General features: G+C 71.6%; 16 protein-coding genes. 14 read left to right on the top strand and 2 right to left on the bottom strand.

What is annotated here, in order from left to right; all coding sequences use genetic code 11:
• Nucleotides 1-83: 83 nt before the first annotated feature.
• The 10 genes from pdxT to ABZ951_RS01200 all read left to right on the top strand — a co-directional run bounded on the left by pdxT (nucleotide 84) and on the right by ABZ951_RS01200 (nucleotide 11,101).
• Nucleotides 84-686, top strand: coding sequence for a pyridoxal 5'-phosphate synthase glutaminase subunit PdxT (pdxT, locus tag ABZ951_RS01245; protein WP_344090240.1), 603 nt, complete (start codon nucleotides 84-86; stop codon nucleotides 684-686).
• A gap of 131 nt (nucleotides 687-817) precedes the next feature.
• Nucleotides 818-1,570, top strand: coding sequence for a YebC/PmpR family DNA-binding transcriptional regulator (locus ABZ951_RS01240; RefSeq protein ID WP_344090243.1), 753 nt, complete (start codon nucleotides 818-820; stop codon nucleotides 1,568-1,570).
• Nucleotides 1,571-1,707: 137 nt separating this feature from the next.
• Nucleotides 1,708-2,271, top strand: a complete 564-nt coding sequence (gene ruvC, locus ABZ951_RS01235) for a crossover junction endodeoxyribonuclease RuvC (RefSeq protein ID WP_344090245.1) — start codon at nucleotides 1,708-1,710, stop codon at nucleotides 2,269-2,271.
• Nucleotides 2,268-2,888: a Holliday junction branch migration protein RuvA gene (gene ruvA, locus ABZ951_RS01230; RefSeq protein WP_344090247.1), complete on the top strand. Its 621-nt coding sequence runs from the start codon at nucleotides 2,268-2,270 to the stop codon at nucleotides 2,886-2,888. Before ruvC ends, ruvA begins: the two co-directional genes overlap by 4 nt.
• 97 nt (nucleotides 2,889-2,985) lie before the next feature.
• Nucleotides 2,986-4,077 carry a Holliday junction branch migration DNA helicase RuvB gene (ruvB, locus tag ABZ951_RS01225; RefSeq protein ID WP_344090249.1) on the top strand — a complete coding sequence of 364 codons (1,092 nt, stop codon included), beginning with the start codon at nucleotides 2,986-2,988 and terminating at the stop codon, nucleotides 4,075-4,077.
• Between the two features lie 161 nt (nucleotides 4,078-4,238).
• On the top strand, nucleotides 4,239-4,724 hold the full coding sequence (yajC, locus tag ABZ951_RS01220) for a preprotein translocase subunit YajC (RefSeq protein WP_344090251.1): 486 nt from the start codon (nucleotides 4,239-4,241) through the stop codon (nucleotides 4,722-4,724).
• A gap of 147 nt (nucleotides 4,725-4,871) precedes the next feature.
• The gene (secD, locus tag ABZ951_RS01215) at nucleotides 4,872-6,671 is read left to right on the top strand and encodes a protein translocase subunit SecD (RefSeq protein ID WP_344090253.1); all 1,800 of its coding nucleotides are present in this window, start codon (nucleotides 4,872-4,874) and stop codon (nucleotides 6,669-6,671) included.
• Nucleotide 6,672: 1 nt separating this feature from the next.
• On the top strand, nucleotides 6,673-7,806 hold the full coding sequence (gene secF / locus ABZ951_RS01210; RefSeq protein ID WP_344090255.1) for a protein translocase subunit SecF: 1,134 nt from the start codon (nucleotides 6,673-6,675) through the stop codon (nucleotides 7,804-7,806).
• Nucleotides 7,803-8,372 (top strand): adenine phosphoribosyltransferase, encoded by a 570-nt coding sequence (locus ABZ951_RS01205; protein ID WP_344090257.1) that lies wholly within the window; start codon nucleotides 7,803-7,805, stop codon nucleotides 8,370-8,372. The genes secF and ABZ951_RS01205 overlap by 4 nt, the downstream gene beginning before the upstream one ends.
• Nucleotides 8,373-8,554: 182 nt before the next feature.
• A complete protein-coding gene (locus ABZ951_RS01200; RefSeq protein WP_344090259.1) occupies nucleotides 8,555-11,101 on the top strand; it encodes a RelA/SpoT family protein in 2,547 nt (848 codons plus the stop codon).
• A 59-nt stretch (nucleotides 11,102-11,160) separates the two neighbouring features.
• Here the strand turns inward: ABZ951_RS01200 and ABZ951_RS01195 are convergent, their stop codons facing one another.
• Nucleotides 11,161-12,390 carry a DUF349 domain-containing protein gene (locus tag ABZ951_RS01195; protein WP_344090261.1) on the bottom strand — a complete coding sequence of 410 codons (1,230 nt, stop codon included), beginning with the start codon at nucleotides 12,388-12,390 and terminating at the stop codon, nucleotides 11,161-11,163.
• Between the two features lie 234 nt (nucleotides 12,391-12,624).
• A complete protein-coding gene (locus ABZ951_RS01190) occupies nucleotides 12,625-13,443 on the bottom strand; it encodes a peptidylprolyl isomerase (RefSeq protein ID WP_344090337.1) in 819 nt (272 codons plus the stop codon).
• A gap of 184 nt (nucleotides 13,444-13,627) precedes the next feature.
• On the opposite strand from ABZ951_RS01190, the gene ABZ951_RS01185 reads away from it, so the two are divergent.
• From ABZ951_RS01185 to ABZ951_RS01170, 4 genes are all read left to right on the top strand, one after another.
• Nucleotides 13,628-14,350, top strand: a complete 723-nt coding sequence (locus tag ABZ951_RS01185) for an MBL fold metallo-hydrolase (RefSeq protein ID WP_344090263.1) — start codon at nucleotides 13,628-13,630, stop codon at nucleotides 14,348-14,350.
• A gap of 11 nt (nucleotides 14,351-14,361) precedes the next feature.
• A complete protein-coding gene (gene hisS / locus ABZ951_RS01180; protein ID WP_344090265.1) occupies nucleotides 14,362-15,624 on the top strand; it encodes a histidine--tRNA ligase in 1,263 nt (420 codons plus the stop codon).
• A gap of 59 nt (nucleotides 15,625-15,683) precedes the next feature.
• Nucleotides 15,684-16,334 (top strand): vitamin K epoxide reductase family protein, encoded by a 651-nt coding sequence (locus ABZ951_RS01175; protein WP_344090267.1) that lies wholly within the window; start codon nucleotides 15,684-15,686, stop codon nucleotides 16,332-16,334.
• An 84-nt stretch (nucleotides 16,335-16,418) separates the two neighbouring features.
• Nucleotides 16,419-17,786 (top strand): replication-associated recombination protein A, encoded by a 1,368-nt coding sequence (locus tag ABZ951_RS01170; protein ID WP_344090269.1) that lies wholly within the window; start codon nucleotides 16,419-16,421, stop codon nucleotides 17,784-17,786.
• Nucleotides 17,787-17,806: the final 20 nt, after the last annotated feature.

The raw sequence follows: 17,806 nt of genomic DNA, 5'->3' as shown, positions 1-17,806 counted from the left end.
GCTCATACGCCGTGTCGCCCGGGGGGGGGGCGGCCGGGGGGGGGCCCCCCCACCGGCCGTTGACGTGTTGAGAGGTACCCCCTGTGACAACTCCCGCCGACAACCCCGTCATCGGCGTCCTCGCCCTCCAGGGTGACGTCCGTGAGCACCTGGTCGCGCTCGCCGCGGCCGACGCCGTCGCCCGCCCGGTCCGCCGCCCCGAGGAGCTCGACGGCCTCGACGGCCTGGTGATACCCGGCGGCGAGTCCACCACCATGTCCAAGCTGGCGGTGGTCTTCGGGATGCTGGAGCCGCTGCGCGAGAAGGTCCGCGCCGGGCTGCCGGTCTACGGCACCTGCGCCGGCATGATCATGGTCGCGGACAAGCTGCTGGACGGCCGGGAGGACCAGGAGACGCTCGGCGGCATCGACATGATCGTGCGCCGCAACGCCTTCGGCCGCCAGAACGAGTCCTTCGAGGCGTCCGTGGACGTCGCCGGCATCGACGGCGGCCCCGTCGAGGGCGTCTTCATCCGCGCCCCCTGGGTCGAGTCCCTCGGCGCGGGCGCCGAGGTGCTGGCCACCCACGACGGCCATGTGGTCGCCGTGCGGCAGGGCAATGTGCTCGCCACGTCCTTCCACCCCGAGCTGACGGGGGACCACCGGGTGCACGCCCTGTTCGTGGAGATGGCCCGCGCGGCGCACTGACCCGCGGGCCCCGCTCGCCCCTCAGGCCCCCCTCGCCCCTCAGGAGGGTGGTGGTTGGGAGACGGGTGGGCCGATCCCGGTAGGATCTCAGTCGTTCGTTCAGAATTTGGTTACGCGAAGGAGACAGGCGGATGTCCGGCCACTCTAAATGGGCTACGACGAAGCACAAGAAGGCCGTGATCGACGCCAAGCGCGGCAAGCTCTTCGCAAAGATGATCAAGAACATCGAGGTCGCGGCCCGCACGGGCGGCGCCGACCCGTCCGGTAACCCGACGCTGTTCGACGCCATCCAGAAGGCGAAGAAGAGCTCGGTTCCGAACAAGAACATCGACAGCGCGGTCAAGCGCGGTGCCGGTCTCGAAGCCGGTGGCGCCGACTACGAGACGATCATGTACGAGGGCTACGGCCCGAACGGTGTCGCCGTGCTCATCGAGTGCCTCACCGACAACCGCAACCGCGCCGCCTCCGACGTCCGGGTCGCCATGACCCGCAACGGCGGTTCGATGGCCGACCCCGGTTCGGTGTCCTACCTGTTCAACCGCAAGGGCGTCGTCATCGTCCCCAAGGGCGAGCTCTCCGAGGACGACGTGCTGGGCGCGGTCCTGGACGCGGGCGCCGAGGAAGTCAACGACCTGGGCGAGTCCTTCGAGGTCCTCTCCGAGGCCACCGACATGGTCGCGGTCCGCACCGCCCTCCAGGAGGCCGGCATCGACTACGACTCGGCCGAGGCCAACTTCGTGCCGACCATGCAGGTCGAGCTCGACGAGGACGGCGCGCGCAAGATCTTCAAGCTCATCGACGCGCTGGAGGACAGCGACGACGTGCAGAACGTCTTCGCCAACTTCGACGTCTCCGACGACGTGATGGCCAAGGTCGACGCCTGACGGGCTGACGCCCGGCACTGCCGGATCACACCGACGGGCCGACGGGGAGACACCCCCGTCGGCCCGTCGGCGTGATCCGCCCGTTGTCAGTGGCAGCCGATAGCCTGCACAAACAGCTGACCGAAGGGAGGGGCGCGATGCGGGTGCTGGGTGTGGACCCCGGGCTGACACGCTGCGGCGTCGGGGTGGTGGAGGGCGTCGCGGGCCGGCCGCTGCGCATGGTGGGGGTCGGCGTCATACGGACCCCGGCCGACGCCGAGGTCGCCGACCGCCTCGTCCTCGTCGAGCGCGGCATCGAGGAGTGGCTCGACGAGCACCGGCCCGAATGCGTCGCCGTGGAGCGCGTGTTCAGCCAGCACAACGTCAGCACCGTGATGGGCACCGCCCAGGCCAGCGCCGTCGCCATGCTGTGCGCCGCCCGCCGCGGGCTGCCCGTCGCCCTGCACACCCCCAGCGAGGTCAAGGCCGCCGTCACCGGCTCCGGCCGGGCCGACAAGGCGCAGATCGGCGCCATGGTCACCCGCCTGCTGCGGCTGGACGCGCCCCCCAAGCCGGCCGACGCCGCCGACGCCCTCGCCCTGGCCATCTGTCACATCTGGCGGGCCCCGGCCACCAACCGCCTCCAGCAGGCCGTCGCCGCCCACCGCCGCACCACCCGGCTGCCGGACGCGGCCGTACGAACCCTGAAGGGCAGCGCATGATCGCCTTTGTCTCCGGCCCGGTAGCGGCCCTCGCCCCCGACACCGCCGTCATCGAGGTCGGCGGCGTCGGCATGGCCGTCCTGTGCACCCCGAACACCCTCTCCACGCTCCGCGTCGGCCGGCACGCCAAGCTCGCGACGTCCCTCGTGGTGCGCGAGGAGTCCCTGACCCTCTACGGCTTCGCCGACGACGACGAGCGGCAGGTCTTCGAGCTGCTCCAGACGGCCAGCGGCGTCGGACCGCGCCTGGCCCAGGCCATGCTCGCCGTGCACGACCCCGACGCCCTGCGCCGCGCCGTCTCCACCGGCGACGAGAAGGCACTCACCGCCGTCCCCGGCATCGGGAAGAAGGGCGCCCAGAAGCTGCTCCTGGAGCTCAAGGACCGGCTCGGCGCACCCGTCGGCTCCGGCGGTGCCGCCCGCGGCGGCGCCCCCGCCGCCGGCTGGCGGGAGCAGCTGCTCGCCGCGCTGGTGGGCCTCGGCTACGCCGCCCGGGAGGCGGAGGAGGCCATGGAGACGGTGGCCCCGCAGGCCGAGGCGGTGACCGCCGCCGGCGGCACCCCCCAGGTCGGCCAGCTGCTGCGCGCGGCGCTCCAGAGCCTGAACCGGGCCCGCTGACGGACGGGCACCACCCGCCCCAGGGGCGCCGCCCCGCCCAGGAACCGGCGGCCCGACCGTGCCGCCCCGCACCACCACCGACCGTGAGGTTCAATCCGTGAACTGGGACGACGAGTCCGCACCCGAGACCACCGACGGCCCCGCCGCCGCGGCCGACCGGCTGGTCGGCTCCTCCGCCGACGGCGAGGACCAGGCCGTCGAGGCGGCGCTGCGCCCCAAGGACCTCGGCGAGTTCGTCGGCCAGGAGCGGGTCCGCGAGCAGCTCGACCTCGTCCTGCGCGCCGCCCGCGCCCGCGGTGCCACCGCCGACCACGTCCTGCTCTCCGGCGCGCCCGGCCTCGGCAAGACCACCCTGTCGATGATCATCGCCGCGGAGATGGGCGCCCCGATCCGCATCACCTCCGGCCCCGCCATCCAGCACGCCGGCGACCTCGCCGCGATCCTGTCCTCCCTCACCGAGGGAGAGGTCCTCTTCCTCGACGAGATCCACCGCATGTCCCGGCCCGCCGAGGAAATGCTGTACATGGCGATGGAGGACTTCCGCGTCGACGTCATCGTCGGCAAGGGCCCCGGCGCCACCGCCATCCCCCTGGAGCTGCCGCCCTTCACCCTGGTCGGCGCGACCACCCGGGCCGGGCTGCTGCCGCCCCCGCTGCGCGACCGCTTCGGCTTCACCGGGCACATGGAGTTCTACGCCCCCGCCGAGCTGGAGCGCGTCATCCACCGCTCGGCCCGCCTCCTGGACGTCGCCATAGACGCCGAAGGCGCCGCCGAGATCGCCGGCCGCTCCCGCGGCACCCCCCGCATCGCCAACCGCCTCCTGCGCCGCGTCCGGGACTTCGCGCAGGTCAAGGCCGACGGAGTCATCACGCCGGAGGTCGCGGCGCAGGCGCTGGAGGTCTACGAGGTCGACGCCCGCGGTCTCGACCGGCTGGACCGCGCCGTGCTCACCGCCCTGCTCAAGCTCTTCGGCGGCGGCCCGGTGGGCCTCTCCACCCTCGCCGTCGCCGTGGGCGAGGAGCGCGAGACGGTCGAGGAGGTCGCCGAGCCGTTCCTGGTGCGGGAGGGGCTGCTGGCACGGACGCCCAGGGGCCGGATCGCCACGCCGGCGGCGTGGACGCACCTCGGCCTGGTGCCGCCCGCGCAGGCCGCGGGGGGCCCGGGACAGCAGGGCCTCTTCGGCGGGTGACGGCGCGGGGGCTGGTCCGCTCAGGAACCCCGGTGCCATGCTGAGCGTTGTTCCATAGGTGCGGACTCGCTTAGACTCCGCCGATGCCGTCCGTATCGGTGCGGCATACCACCGTAGACCAGGCCGCGCCCCCCGCGGTCGTGTGAAGGAAACCCCGTCCCGTGAATATCATGACTCTCCTGCCGTTCATCGTGCTCATCGGGGCCATGTTCCTGATGACCCGGTCGGCCAAGAACAAGCAGCGCCAGGCGGCGCAGATGCGCGACCAGATGCAGCCGGGCACCGGTGTGCGGACGATCGGCGGCATGTACGCCACCGTCAAGGAGGTCAACGAGGACTCGGTGCTCCTCGAGGTCGCCCCCGGCGTCCACGCGATCTACGCGAAGAACTCCATCGGCGCCGTCCTGGAGGACGCGGAGTACAACCGCATCGTCCACGGGATCGAGCCCGCCGAGGACGAGGAGACCCCCGTCGTCCCGGACGACGCCTCCTCGCTGACCGGGGCCGATGAGGACACGACCCCGGCCGGCAAGAAGCTCGACCTCGGCAAGGAAGCCAAGGGTGCCAAGGGCGCCGAGGCCGAGCCGGCCGCCGCCGAGGACGCCGAGCGGGACGGCAAGCAGGACGGCAGCACCGACGCGAAGTAGCCCCTTGAGTGAACCGCGGAGCACTCACCGAGCAGTGCGCCGCGGTTCTCTCACGGTCTAGGCTCCGGCGGGGGGCAGTCCCCACAACACTCGTGGCCGCCCGGCGAACACCCGACACCGGGCGGTTGGACAGGGAGAAACGACAAGGTGGCAGCACCGAAGAAGGGCCGCAGGTCCCCGGGCGGCCAGGGCAGGCCGGGCCGCGTCCTGGCCCTGATCCTGATCGCCATGGTGGCGCTCACCGCGGGGATGTTCGCCTCCGGGCGCAGCACACCGCGACTGGGCATCGACCTCGCGGGCGGCACCAGCTTCACGCTGGAGGCCAAGAACGAGCCCGGCAAGCCCAATGCGATCACGCAGACCAACATGAACACGGCCGTGAACATCATCGACCGCCGTGTCAACGGTCTCGGTGTCACCGAGGCCGAGGTCCAGACGCAGGGCAAGAAGCACATCATCGTGAACATCCCCAAGGGGACGAACGCGAAGCAGGCCCGCGAACAGGTCGGAACCACCGCCAAGCTGGGCTTCCGCCCGGTGCTGAGCGTGGCCGACGCCGGCGTGACGCCCGAGCCGACCCCCAGCTCCTCGCCCTCCGCCAACAAGAACGACGGCAAGAACGGCGACAAGAGCAAGGACGACAAGACCAAGCCGTCCGGCTCCCCGTCCGCCTCGGCGAGCGCCGGTTCGAGCCCCGGCCCGCAGGGCCGGCCCGTCACCGACGCGCTGAAGGCCGACGCCGCCGCCACGCCGAGCGCCTCGGCCTCCGCCAAGGACGCCAAGGACGAGAAGAAGGACGACAAGTCCAAGAAGGACCCCACGCCGTCCCCCGCGGATGTCGCCGCGCTCCAGAAGAAGCTCGACGCCCTGGACTGCACCACCCCTGACGGCCGCTCCAAGGCGGCCAAGGCCGCCGCCTCCTCCCCGGCCACCGACGTGATCGTCGCGTGCAAGAAGGACGGCAAGGCCAAGGAGATCCTCGGCCCGGTGGCCGTCGAGGGCACCGGCGTCAAGGACGCCGACGCCGTCTTCGACACCCAGCGCGGCCAGGGCTGGATCGTCCAGCTGAAGTTCACCTCCGGCGGCTCCAAGAAGTTCGCCGACGTCACCGGCCAGCTGGCGAGCAAGCAGCCCCCGCAGAACCAGTTCGCGATCGTCCTGGACGGCGAGGTCGTCTCCGACCCGTCCGTCTCCAGCTCGATCTCCGGCGGGCAGGCCGAGATCTCCGGCGGCTTCACGCAGGCGAGCGCCCAGGACCTGGCGAACGTGCTGTCCTTCGGCGCCCTGCCGCTGTCCTTCGACGTCGTCACCGAGACCAGCGTCACCGCCGCCCTCGGCGGCGAGCAGCTGCGGGCCGGCCTCATCGCCGGAGCCATCGGCCTCGCGCTCGTCATCATCTACCTGGTGGCGTACTACCGCGGTCTCGCGCTCGTCGCGCTCGCGAGCCTCCTGGCCTCCGCGATCCTCACCTACACGATCATGGTGCTGCTCGGTGAGGCCATCGGCTTTGCACTGAACCTGCCGGCCGTCTGCGGTGCGATCGTCGCGATCGGTATCACCGCGGACTCCTTCATCGTCTACTTCGAACGGATCCGGGACGAGATCCGGGAGGGCCGGACCCTGCGCCCGGCCGTCGAGCGGGGCTGGCCGCGCGCCCGCCGCACGATCCTGGTCTCCGACTTCGTGTCCTTCCTCGCCGCCGCGGTGCTCTTCATCGTCACCGTCGGCAAGGTGCAGGGCTTCGCGTTCACCCTCGGTCTGACCACGCTCCTCGACGTCGTCGTGGTCTTCTTCTTCACCAAGCCGCTGATGACGCTGCTCGCGCGCCGCAAGTTCTTCGCCAGCGGCCATCCGTGGTCGGGTCTGGACCCCAAGCGGCTCGGCGCCAAGCCGCCGCTGCGGGCCTCCCGCCGGCCGTCCGCCCCCGCCGACCCGAAGGAGGCGTGAGATGTCGAAGCTCGGCACCATCGGCGCCCGGCTCTACCGCGGTGAGGTCGGCTACGACTTCGTCGGCAAGCGGAAGATCTGGTACGCGATCTCGATACTGATCACCATCACGGCCATCGTCGGCCTGGCGGTGCGCGGCCTGAACATGGGCATCGAGTTCTCCGGCGGCGCGGTCTTCACCACGCCCAAGACCTCCGTGTCCGCGGACCAGGCGAAGCAGACGGCCGAGGAGTTCTCCGGCCACCCCGCGATCGTCCAGAAGCTCGGCGACCGCACGCTGCGCATCCAGGTCAGCGAGCTGACCACGGAGAAGTCGCGGACGACCCAGGAGGCGCTGGCCAAGAAGCTCGACGTCCCCCTGGACAAGATCAACACCGATATCGTCGGCCCGAGCTGGGGTGACCAGATCGCCAACAAGGCGTGGATGGGCCTCGGGATCTTCATGGTCCTCGTGGTGATCTACCTGGCGATCGCCTTCGAGTGGCGCATGGCGCTCGCCGCCCTGGTCGCCCTCGTCCACGACCTCACCATCACCGTCGGCGTCTACGCCCTCGTCGGCTTCGAGGTCACCCCGGGCACCGTGATCGGTCTGCTGACCATCCTCGGTTACTCCCTCTACGACACCGTCGTCGTCTTCGACGGTCTCAAGGAGGGCGCGAAGGACATCACCAAGCAGACCCGCTGGACCTACAGCGAGATCGCCAACCGCAGCCTCAACGCCACCCTGGTGCGCTCCATCAACACCACCGTCGTGGCGCTGCTGCCGGTCGCCGGCCTGCTCTTCATCGGTGGCGGCTTCCTCGGCGCCGGCATGCTCAACGACATCTCGCTCGCCCTGTTCGTCGGCCTCGCGGCCGGCGCGTACTCCTCGATCTTCATCGCCACCCCGCTGGTCGCCGACTTCAAGGAGCGCGACCCGCAGATGAAGGCCCTGGCCAAGCGGGTGAGCGCCAAGCGCGCCGCGGCCGCCGCCAAGGGCGAGTCGGGCGCGGAGAGCGAGCCGCGCGACGCGGAGCCCCGCGGCGACGAGGGCCCGGAGGACGACTCCCCGGCCGGCCTCGTCGGCCAGCGCGCCCGGACCGAGCCCCGGGGCCGCGGTGGCCGCGGCGGCCGCCCGTCGGGCAAGCGCCGATGAGCGCCCCGGTGGGCGTCGGCACCGCCGACGAGAAGCTGCGGGACCTGCTCCTCGCACACATCCACGATGTGCCCGACTATCCGAAGCCGGGCGTGATGTTCAAGGACATCACCCCGCTGCTCGCCGACGCCGGGGCGTTCGCCGCGCTGACCGACGCGCTCGCGGAGCTCTGCCGGCGCTACGGCGCGACGAAGGTCGTCGGTCTGGAGGCCCGGGGCTTCATCCTGGGCGCCCCGGCCGCCGTCCGCGCGGGCGTCGGCTTCGTGCCCGTGCGCAAGGCCGGCAAGCTCCCCGGAGCGACCCTCGCCCAGACCTACGAGCTGGAGTACGGCACCGCCGAGATCGAGATCCACGCCGACGCCCTCGGCGCCGGCGACCGGGTCCTGGTCATCGACGACGTGCTGGCCACCGGCGGCACCGCCGAGGCGTCGCTGCAGCTCATCCGACGCGCCGGCGCCGAGGTGGCGGGCGTCGCCGTCCTGATGGAGCTCAGCTTCCTCACCGGCCGGGACCGGCTGGCGAGCGCGCTGGGCGACGCGCCCCTGGAGGCGCTGATCACCCTCTGACCCCACGGGGACACGGAGAGCACGACGCGGGGCGGGCACCGGGGAGGATTCCGGTGCCCGCCCCGCTGTCCGTGCCCGCCCGGGGCCTTGTGCGGCCCGGGGGCGCGGCGGCCACCCCGCCCGGCTCGATACCATGGCAGTCCGGACCTGAACGGGGGGCCGGACCCGCATGAGGAGTGCTCTTGCCAGACGAGGCCCAGCCGCTCACCGCCGCACAGCCGGACAAGCCGTCTCCCGAAGCCGCGGCGGCCGCGGGCACGCCCAAGGGCCGCCCCGACCGCGCCCCCGCGCCCGAGCCCGTCCCGCCCGCGGAGGGCAAGCCCCCGGCCGGCCCGGCCCGGTCCGCGGTGGACCGCGCCCGCCCGTCGGCCGACAAGCCCGCCCCCGGCGGCTCACCCGCCCGGCCCACGCCTCCGCAGAACCCTTCCCCCCGCTCCGGCTCCTCCAGCCGCGTCCGGGCCCGCCTCGCCCGCCTGGGCGTCCAGCGCTCCAGCCCCTACAACCCGGTCCTCGAACCGCTGCTGCGCATCGTCCGCGGCAACGACCCCAAGGCCGACGTCACCACGCTGCGCCAGATCGAGCGCGCCTACCAGGTCGCCGAGCGCTGGCACCGGGGACAGAAGCGCAAGAGCGGCGACCCGTACATCACCCACCCGCTCGCCGTCACCACCATCCTCGCCGAGCTCGGCATGGACCCGGCGACGCTGATGGCGGGGCTGCTGCACGACACCGTCGAGGACACCGAGTACGGCCTGGACGACCTGCGCCGTGACTTCGGCGACCAGGTGGCCCTGCTCGTCGACGGCGTCACCAAGCTCGACCGGGTGCAGTTCGGCGAGGCCGCGCAGGCCGAGACGGTCCGCAAGATGGTCGTCGCCATGGCCAAGGACCCCCGGGTCCTGGTCATCAAGCTCGCCGACCGCCTGCACAACATGCGCACCATGCGCTACCTCAAGCGGGAGAAGCAGGAGAAGAAGGCCCGCGAGACCCTGGAGATCTACGCCCCGCTGGCCCACCGCCTGGGCATGAACACCATCAAGTGGGAGCTGGAGGACCTCGCCTTCGCGATCCTCTACCCCAAGATGTACGACGAGATCGTCCGCCTCGTCGCCGAGCGGGCCCCCAAGCGCGACGAGTACCTGGCCATCGTCACCGACGAGGTCCAGGCCGACCTGCGCGCCGCCCGCATCAAGGCCACCGTCACCGGCCGCCCGAAGCACTACTACAGCGTCTACCAGAAGATGATCGTGCGCGGCCGTGACTTCGCCGAGATCTACGACCTGGTGGGCATCCGCGTCCTCGTCGACACCGTCCGCGACTGCTACGCGGCGCTCGGCACCGTCCACGCCCGGTGGAACCCGGTCCCGGGGCGGTTCAAGGACTACATCGCGATGCCCAAGTTCAACATGTACCAGTCGCTGCACACGACGGTCATAGGTCCCAGCGGCAAGCCCGTCGAGCTGCAGATCCGCACCTTCGACATGCACCGGCGCGCGGAGTACGGCATCGCCGCGCACTGGAAGTACAAGCAGGAAGCCGTCGCCGGAGCCTCCAAGGTCCGCACCGACGTGCCCAAGCACGCCGGCAAGAACCAGGACACCGTCAACGACATGGCCTGGCTGCGGCAGTTGCTGGACTGGCAGAAGGAGACGGAGGACCCGGGCGAGTTCCTGGAGTCCCTGCGCTTCGACCTCTCCCGCAACGAGGTCTTCGTCTTCACGCCCAAGGGCGATGTCATAGCGCTCCCGGCCGGCGCCACCCCGGTCGACTTCGCCTACGCCGTCCACACCGAGGTGGGCCACCGCACCATAGGCGCCCGGGTCAACGGCAGACTCGTCCCCCTGGAGTCGACGCTCGACAACGGCGACCTGGTGGAGGTCTTCACCTCCAAGGCCCCCGGCGCGGCCCCCTCGCGCGACTGGCTCGGCTTCGTCAAGTCGCCCCGCGCCCGCAACAAGATCCGCGCCTGGTTCTCCAAGGAGCGCCGCGACGAGGCCATCGAGCAGGGCAAGGACGCCATCGCGCGGGCCATGCGCAAGCAGAACCTGCCGATCCAGCGGATCCTGACCGGCGACTCCCTCGTCACCCTCGCGCACGAGATGCGCTACCCGGACATCTCCTCCCTCTACGCCGCGATCGGCGAGGGACACGTCGCGGCCCAGGGCGTCGTCCAGAAGCTCGTCCAGGCCCTCGGCGGCGAGGACGCGGCCACCGAGGACATCGAGGAGTCCACGCCGATCCGCAGCCGCTCCAAGCGGCGCTCCAGCGCGGACCCGGGCGTGGTCGTCAAGGGCGTCGACGACGTGTGGGTCAAGCTGGCCCGCTGCTGCACGCCGGTGCCGGGCGACCCGATCATCGGCTTCGTCACCCGCGGCAACGGCATCTCGGTGCACCGCGCCGACTGCGTCAACGTCGACTCCCTCTCGCAGCAGCCGGAGCGGATCATCGACGTGGAGTGGGCGCCGACCCAGTCGTCGGTCTTCCTGGTCGCCATCCAGGTGGAGGCGCTGGACCGGTCCCGGCTGCTGTCGGACGTCACCCGCGTCCTGTCCGACCAGCACGTCAACATCCTCTCCGCCGCCGTGCAGACCTCCCGCGACCGGGTGGCCACCTCCCGCTTCACCTTCGAGATGGGCGACCCCAAGCACCTGGGGCACGTCCTGAAGGCGGTGCGCGGTGTGGAGGGCGTCTACGACGTCTACCGCGTGACGTCGGCCCGCCGGCCGTGACACGGACATGAGTAAGGGGCTCCGGCTATAGCCGGAGCCCCTTACTCATGCGTCTGCTCTCAGCCGCCGAACTCCTGCAGGCCCTTCAGGGCCTGGTCCAGCAGGGCCTTGCGGCCTTCCAGCTCCTTGGTGAGCTTGTCGGCCTTGGCGTCGTTGCCCGCGGCACGCGCCTTGTCGACCTGCTCCTGGAGCTTGTCGACCGCGGCCTGCAGCTGACCCGTCAGGCCGGCCGCACGGGCCCGCGCCTCCGGGTTCGTCCGCCGCCACTCGGCTTCCTCCGACTCCTGCAGGGCGCGCTCGACGGCGTGCATCCGGCCCTCGATCTTCGGCCGGGCGTCCCGCGGCACGTGGCCGATGGCCTCCCAGCGCTCGTTGATCGAGCGGAACGCGGCGCGCGCGGCCTTCAGGTCCGTCACGGGGAGCAGCTTCTCGGCCTCGACGACCAGCTCCTCCTTGCGCGTGAGGTTGCCGGCCTGCTCGGCGTCGCGCTCGGCGAACACCTCGCTGCGCGCCTGGAAGAAAACGTCCTGGGCACCGCGGAAGCGGGTCCACAGGTCGTCCTCGGACTCGCGCTGGGCGCGGCCCGCCGCCTTCCACTCCGCCATCAGATCGCGGTAACGGGCCGCCGTGGGGCCCCAGTCCGTGGACCCGGAGAGCGACTCCGCCTCGGCGACCAGCTTCTCCTTGACCTTGCGGGCGTCCTCGCGCTGCGCGTCCAGCGCGGCGAAGTGCGCCTTGCGCCGCTTGGAGAACGCGGAGCGGGCGTGCGAGAAGCGGTGCCACAGCTCGTCGTCCGCCTTGCGGTCCAGCCGCGGCAGGCCCTTCCAGGTGTCCACCAGGGCGCGCAGCCGCTCGCCGGCCGACCGCCACTGCTCGCTCGCGGCCAGCTCCTCGGCCTCGGCGACCAGCGCCTCCTTGGCCGTGCGGGCCTCGTCGGACTGCTTCGCCTTCGCCGCCTTGCGCTCCTCGCGGCGCGTCTCGACCGTCGCGACGAGCTTGTCGAGCCGGGCCCGCAGCGCGTCGAGGTCACCGACCGCGTGGTGCTCGTCGACCTGCGTGCGCAGGTGGTCGATGGCGGTCATGGCGTCCTTGGCCGACAGGTCGGTGGTCCTGACCCGGCGCTCGAGGAGGCCGATCTCGACGACCAGGCCCTCGTACTTGCGCTCGAAGTAAGCGAGGGCCTCCTCGGGAGAGCCCGCCTGCCACGATCCGACGACCTGCTCGCCGTCGGCGGTACGCACGTACACAGTCCCCGTCTCATCGACGCGGCCCCATGGGTCGCTGCTCACAGCGCCTCCTCCACATGATGCCGGGGCCGGTGCGCGGCCCCTCGGGCATCGTCCACAGTTGTTCCGGCAGGGCCGCGCCCTGACCGGTCCGACGGCTTGATCGATTGGGTGCGGGCAGCCGTCGGATCAGGCACCCTACACAACGACAACATAGGCGACCGGCGCCCCGGCTGTCCGTATCCCGCGCGACGGAAATTTCCGCCCGCGGGGCCGGAGAAGAGCGCCGGCCGGGCCTCAGGACTTGGTCACGGCCGCCTTGTCGATGACGACGGTCGCGTTGGGCGGGCCGTCGGTCCCGCCGCCCGCCACGCCCGCGTCCGCGATCTTCTTGAGCGTCTTCATGCCGTCGGCGCCGATGGTGCCCACCGGCGAGTACTTGGGGTCGAGCTGACTGTCCTTGTAGACGAGGAAGAACTGGCTGCCCCCGGAGTTCGGCTGCCCCGTGTTCGCCATCGCGACGGTGCCCGCGGGGTAGACGTTGCCCTTGAGCTTGGGGTCCTTGAGATTCTCGTCCGGAATGGTGTAGCCGGAGCCGCCCGAGCCGCTGGCCGTCGGGTCACCGCACTGCAGGACGAAGATGCCCTCGGTGGTGAGCCGGTGGCACTTGGTGTGGTCGAAGAAGCCCTGCCCGGCCAGGAAGTTGAAGGAGTTGACCGTGTGCGGGGCCTTGGCGGCGTCCAGCTTCAGGTCGATGGTGCCGCAGGTCGTCTTCATGTCCATCGCGTACGAAGCCGACTTGTCGATGCTCATCTCCGGCTCCGACTTCCACGTCTTCTTCGCGGGGGAGCCGGGGGCGGGCTTGGCGCAGGGGTCCGGACCCTTGCTCGGCACCGGGGGAGTCGGTCCCGCCGCGTCCGCCGTGTCCTTCTTGTCGTCGCCGGACAGCGCGCCCGTGGCGAACGCCGTCGCGCCGGCCGCCACCACCACGGCGAGACCGGCCGCGATCACCGCGTTGCGCCGCCGGGACTTGCGGCGCGCCGCCTCACGGCGCTCCTGCTGCCGCTCGAACTTCTCCCGGGCGAGCTGCCGCCGCCGCTGCTCGTTACTGACCACCGGGTCGTCTCCTCGTGCCGTCTCGTCCATGTCCTGAGCCGTGTGTTGCGCGTGTGCCCGTACGGTATACGGGTTCGCGGCGGCGGGAGTGCCGCCGGTAGGCTCTGTTCCAGCCGGGCCCCCGCCGGGGGCCGCCCGCTGATCCGCCGCTGGTATTCGTGCTGGTCGACATTTAAGGACGAACGTGCTCATTGCCGGGTTCCCCGCCGGGGCCTGGGGGACCAATTGCTATCTGGTCGCCCCCGCCGCAGGCGAGGAGTGCGTGATCATCGACCCGGGCCACCAGGCCGCCCAGGGCGTCGAGGACGCGCTCAAGAAGCATCGGCTCAAGCCCGTCGCCGTCGTCCTCACCCACGGGCACATCGACCACGTCGCCTCGGTCGTCCCGGTGTGCGGGGCCCACGACGTCCCCGCCTGGATCCACCCCGCCGACCGCTACATGATGAGCGACCCGGAGAAGGCCCTCGGCCGCTCCATCGGGCAGCAGCTCATGGGCGAGCTGACCGTGGGCGAGCCGGACGACGTCAAGGAGCTGTCCGACGGCTCCCGGCTGGACCTCGCCGGGATGCAGTTCACCGTCGCGCACGCGCCCGGCCATACCAAGGGGTCGGTGACCTTCCGGCTGCCCGAGTCCTCCGACGTCCCGTCGGTGTTCTTCTCGGGTGACCTGCTGTTCGCCGGCTCCATCGGACGCACCGACCTGCCCGGCGGTGACCACGCCGAGATGCTCCAGTCGCTGGCCCGAGTGTGCCTGCCCCTGGACGATTCGACGGTGGTGCTGTCCGGCCACGGCCCCCAGACCAGCATCGGCCGAGAGCGCGCCGCCAACCCGTACCTGCGGGAAGTGGCCCAGGCGCAGCACGGCCTCGGAGGCGGCGCTACCGCCGCTCCGCGACGAGGAATGTGACGATCTTTTCCGTGAGCACCTTCAAGGCCCCCAAGGGCACCTACGACCTGACCCCGCCCGACTCCGCGGTCTACCTCGCCGTGCGCGAGGCCATCGCCGCGCCGCTCAAGCGCTCCGGGTACGGCTACATCGAGACCCCGGGCTTCGAGCAGGTCGAACTGTTCTCCCGCGGCGTCGGCGAGTCCACCGACATCGTGACCAAGGAGATGTACACCCTCACCACGCGCGGCGGCGACGAGCTCGCGCTGCGCCCCGAGGGCACCGCCTCCGTGCTGCGCGCGGCGCTGGAGGCCAACCTGCACAAGGCCGGCAACCTCCCGGTCAAGCTCTGGTACTCCGGCTCGTACTACCGCTACGAGCGCCCGCAGGCCGGCCGCTACCGCCACTTCTCGCAGGTCGGCGCGGAGGCCATCGGCGCGGAGGACCCGGCGCTGGACGCCGAGCTGATCATCCTGGCCGTCGACGCCTACACGTCGCTCGGCCTGAAGAACTTCCGGCTGCTGCTGAACTCGCTCGGCGACAAGGAGTGCCGCCCCGCCTACCGCGACGCGCTCCAGGAGTTCCTGCGCGGCCTCGACCTCGACGACGACACCCGCCGCCGGATCGAGATCAACCCGCTGCGGGTCCTGGACGACAAGCGCGAGGCCGTCCAGAAGCAGCTGGTCGGCGCCCCCATGCTCCGCGACCACCTGTGCGAGGCCTGCAAGGCCTACCACGAGGAGGTCCGTGCGCTGCTGACCGCGGCGGGCGTCGCGTTCGAGGACGACGAGAAGCTGGTGCGCGGCCTGGACTACTACACCCGCACCACCTTCGAGTTCGTCCACGGCGGCCTGGGCTCGCAGTCCGCAGTCGGCGGCGGCGGCCGCTACGACGGCCTGTCCGAGATGATCGGCGGCCCGGCGCTGCCGTCCGTCGGCTGGGCGCTCGGCGTCGACCGCACCGTCCTGGCACTGAAGGCCGAGGGCGTCGAGCTCGATCTGCCGGCCGTCACCCAGGTCTTCGCGGTGCCCCTGGGCGAGGAGGCCCGCCGGGTGCTGTTCGGGGTCGTCACCGAGCTGCGGCGGGCCGGGGTCGCGACCGACTTCGCGTTCGGCGGCAAGGGCCTGAAGAACGCCATGAAATCGGCCAACCGTTCCGGTGCCCGCTTCGCGCTCGTCGCCGGCGAGCGCGACCTGGCCGAGGGAGTGGTGCAGCTCAAGGACCTGGAGAGCGGCGAGCAGACCGCGGTCGCCCTCGATGCCGTCGTGGGTGAACTCCTGGCCAGGCAGGGCTGATCGCCGGAGCCCTGGTGCAGAATGGGCGGCATCGACCGACTGATGGGATCAACGGCGCTATGACCACTTCGGCACTTGACCGTTCGGACACCGACGGCTCGGAGCGGGACGGGCCCGGATCGGGCGCGGTGGGCGGCAGCCGGGCCTTCGCCCTGCTGCTGGTGATCACCGGTGCCATGGGTGTGCTCGCGTCCTGGGTCATCACGCTCGACAAGTTCGAGCTGCTCAAGGACCCGGACTTCGTGCCGGGCTGCAGCCTGAACCCGATCGTCTCCTGCGGCAACATCATGAAGAGCGAGCAGGCCGAGGTCTTCGGGTTCCCCAACCCGATGCTGGGCCTGGTCTGCTACGGCGCGATCATCGCGATCGGCCTGGCCCTGCTCTCCGGGGCCCGCCTGCCGCGCTGGTACTGGCTGGGCATGCAGGCCGGCACGCTCTTCGGCGTCGGCTTCGTGACGTGGCTGCAGTACCAGTCGCTGTACGTCATCGGCTCGCTGTGCCTGTGGTGCTGCCTGGCCTGGGTCGCCACCATCGTCATGTTCTGCTACGTGACCGTGCAGAACCTCCGCAGCGGCTTCATCCCCGCGCCGGAGGGCCTGCGGCGCGGGCTGCTGGAGTTCCACTGGGTGCCGCCGGTGCTGTGGATCGGCGTCATCGGGATGCTGATCCTCACCAAGTGGTGGTGGTTCTGGACCGGCGGCACCCCGTGACCGCCCCCTCCCGCTGATCTGATCAACGCCGCCGGACGCCCTCGTCCGGCGGCGTTGTCAGTGCCGTGGCATAGGGTTTCGCACGTGGAACCCGACCTGTTCACCGCAGCCGCAGAGGACCGCCAGGAGAAAGACCCGGCGAGCAGTCCGCTGGCCGTCCGGATGCGCCCGCGCACGCTCGACGAAGTCGTCGGCCAGGGCCATCTCCTCAAGCAGGGCTCCCCGCTGCGCCGGCTGGTGGGCGAGGCGAGCGGCGGCCCCGCCGGGCCGTCCTCGGTGATCCTCTGGGGCCCGCCCGGCATCGGCAAGACGACGCTCGCCTACGTCGTCAGCCAGGCCACCAACAAGCGCTTCGTGGAGCTGTCCGCGATCACCGCCGGGGTGAAGGAGGTGCGCGCCGTCATCGACGGCGCCCGCCGCGCCTCCGGCGGCTACGGCAAGGACACCGTCCTCTTCCTCGACGAGATCCACCGCTTCAGCAAGGCCCAGCAGGACTCCCTGCTGCCCGCCGTGGAGAACCGCTGGGTCACCCTCATCGCGGCCACGACGGAGAACCCCTACTTCTCGATCATCTCCCCGCTGCTCTCCCGCTCCCTGCTGCTGACGCTCCAGGCCCTCACCGACGACGACCTGCGCGGCCTGCTGCGCCGGGCGCTCACCGACGAGCGGGGCCTCGGCGGCGCGGTGACCCTGCCCGAGGACGCCGAGGCGCACCTGCTGCGCATCGCCGGCGGTGACGCGCGCCGGGCGCTGACGGCCCTGGAGGCGGGGGCGGGTTCGGCCATCGCCAAGGGCGAGGGTGAGATCACCCTGGAGACGCTGGAGGGGGCCGTCGACCGGGCGGCGGTGAAATACGACCGCGACGGCGACCAGCACTACGACGTCGCCAGCGCGCTCATCAAGTCGATCCGCGGGTCGGACGTCGACGCCACGCTGCACTACCTGGCCCGGATGATCGAGGCGGGCGAGGACCCGCGGTTCATCGCGCGCCGGCTGATGATCTCGGCGAGCGAGGACATCGGCCTCGCCGACCCCACGGCCCTGCAGACGGCGGTCGCCGGTGCCCAGGCGGTGGCGCTGATCGGCTTCCCCGAGGCCCGGATCGTGCTGGGCCAGGTGGCCGTGGCGCTCGCCCTCGCCCCGAAGTCCAACGCCGCGTACCTCGCGATCGACGCGGCCCTCGCGGACGTCCGGGCGGGCCTCGCCGGTCCCGTGCCCCCGCACCTGCGCGACGGCCACTACAAGGGCGCCGAGAAGCTCGGTCACGCGCAGGGCTACCTCTACCCCCACGACCTGCCCGGCGGGATCGCCGCCCAGCAGTACGCCCCGGACGCGATCCACGGCAAGCGGTACTACGAGCCCACGCGCTACGGCGCGGAGGCCCGGTACGCGGATGTGGTGGAGCGGGTGCGGGCCCGCCTGCGCGGCGAGCAGCCTCCCTCGGGGGAGTGACTTCCGGGCGGGTCCGGGGC

It is taken from the genome of Streptomyces sp. NPDC046215 (genome assembly GCF_040646215.1).
Classification (GTDB): domain Bacteria; phylum Actinomycetota; class Actinomycetes; order Streptomycetales; family Streptomycetaceae; genus Streptomyces; species Streptomyces stramineus.
This window is presented reverse-complemented; position numbering and strand designations above follow the sequence as displayed.